Below are 2,352 nucleotides of genomic sequence, written 5' to 3'. Positions count from 1 at the left end.
GCCAACCTTATTATGGAACGCCTTGGAATGGAACTTGGCAGGCCAGGATCTGCAAGACTTCTGCTGAATGGTGGAATGATACCGGCTGAAGAAGAAGCTGCAAGCAAAGAGATAAGCAAAGCACGCTATAATATTCCAAACCAAGTCGCATAGTCACAGGTGCGACGTGAGCTGCATTACTACAAACCCTGGGTCTGAACCAATTTCTTAAAAAGCACTATGTAAAGGCAACGGAGGGATCCGATACTCAATATGACAGGTGTAAACCTTTCCGCGGGTGATCATCGGTATCTGTTGGCCAAAGATTGACTTGGGTGCCTCATGCAGATTGACGAAACCTGTATACATATCTATCCTTTGGCGATCTAGGAGAAGCTACTAGTCCACAGAGTTTGCTAAGATTCTTCCCGCCGCTTTTAGGATAAATAAGCTGCTCATTCCAGAAGAAACCATCATTACGGGCGCCCGGGTTATGGCTAATAGTCTATGCGAAACGCCCTTCCCCGAGTGGGAATATGCGGCGTGCACAGAAGCTGATTATCAAGCCGCCAAAGCTCCTTGAGATATCGCCCTGGTAAGTTTTTTCGCGGACTCGTTCTACAGCAGCTTAAGGTGGTCTCAATCAAATTGGGATTCGAATCGATGCGCTGAACTCGGTGCTCTTCTCCGCCTTCCCTTCATCCTAGAAATTTGCTATTCCCTTCGAGTCACGCGGCCAGGTCTGATGGCCGCTCGTCAATAAGGGTTCGGAATGATGGGATATCGTAAGACAGCGATCGGGATCGGAGCTTTGATCGTGGCTCTGGGGACAGCAGCGGGCCTTATGCATCGAGGCGGCGCAAATTTAGACAAAGTCAACAGTACCGTCAAGGAAGGGGAATCAGCGGACCCTGAGACGCCACTCGCGGCGGAAGCCAAACGAAAGTCCTCGCATCAAGCAACCCTTTCCGCCCTTACCAAGGCCACAGACTATAGACCTGCAACACCGAACCCAAGCGCCTGCTCTGTGGAATATGAAACTCTTGCCATGCTTGCGACTGAAGAAATTAAAAATCGCATTGTGAATCAGGAGGCAAGCTTGACTGAAGCGTGTCGCCGGGAGATGGTCGCAGCCGAGAATCCCATCGAACTTGAAGCGATTCGAAAAGTATGTTTGGAGGATATCAATGGGCCGGCATGCTTGAATCCCGTGATCATTCTGAGATCAAAACTCATGGAAAGCGTCACGCGGGATACGGACCCTGCGTCGTTACCTACGGCCATCTTATTGAATAAGGTATTCGCTCGATCCATTAGCCAGCATGGGCCAGCCGATATCCTGAAAACAATAGACCTCATTACGGAACTTGAATCGAGGGATGAACACCTGGGCTTTGATCAGCAGCGACTTTCGCTGACGAGTAAACTCGTCGACCAGGACAAGAACTATGCGGATGAATTTGAAAAGTTGACCGAAAGATTGCAAGACATCTTTCCCGAAGACGTTCTTCGCTATCGCTTCAAGCACAGCGTATTCAATCAAGATTGGAAAGCCGCCAAGTCCATCGTTCACGACTATCTCCAGAATCATCCGAGCAGTGCCCAGGCATATTACCTGCTGGCAGTCGCGGAATTCAAACTTGGTCATATCGATCGAGCGCTGGCCTTGGCTAATCAATCTTTGGCGATGGATCCTTCCAATGCGTTTTTTCAGGAAGAGGTACAGAAGTTGAGGGACAACCCCAGAGATTGGGAAGGCGCCTTTATGCTTCCATCGGTGACGTATAGTTTTGGAACTTGATTATTCTGCTGCTGCAGGAGCCGCTTGAACGTTCAGGGGTATGCTCGTTCCCAACACACAAAGGGTGAGCTGAGAACGTTTTTCTGATAGCTCCAACATTTCTTTGTCCAGTCATTTATTTAAACAACTTTAAGAGGTTAACCTCTTTGGTCTATATTTGTGTACGCTATATATACTCTAAACCGACTGGGCCTTAACTGAATGCCTTGCTATAAGCCTTCCCAACATACAAAGGGTGACGGCAAAGGTCGAAATCCGGTTCAAAACCATCCATTTCCGCCTCATCTTCCGTTTCTTTAGAAGCTCACCCCTCGCCTATTGTAAGTGCTCCATGACGCCACGTCCGGAATCTGTTCCCGCCTGATCTCGTATCCTGCCTCTTCACCCGCAGTTGGTGATCACGAAACAGCAGAGGCTGTTGCAAAAATGCTTGAATGTGCGCCATATTGAAGAATGGCCCATTTTGTGACGCTAGGACGGTCGAGCCTTATCGGATCTTGCAAACGACGAAGCTGCCACTAAAATTGCCGGCACTAATTGGACACCAAAGGAGTCCGGCAATGATGGGAATA

Annotated in this window: 1 protein-coding gene; it reads left to right on the top strand. The window is 48.9% G+C overall.

Translation table 11 applies throughout. The features are described 5' to 3' along the window. Positions 1–751: 751 nt before the first annotated feature. Complete coding sequence (locus VE954_RS35920; RefSeq protein WP_324962200.1) at positions 752–1,780, top strand: hypothetical protein; 1,029 nt, start codon at positions 752–754, stop codon at positions 1,778–1,780. Positions 1,781–2,352 lie beyond the last annotated feature (572 nt).

Source organism: Oligoflexus sp., assembly GCF_035638955.1.
In the GTDB taxonomy this organism is placed as follows: domain Bacteria; phylum Bdellovibrionota_B; class Oligoflexia; order Oligoflexales; family Oligoflexaceae; genus Oligoflexus.
The sequence above is the reverse complement of the archived record's forward strand: the minus strand, read 5'-3'. Positions and strand labels throughout refer to the sequence as shown.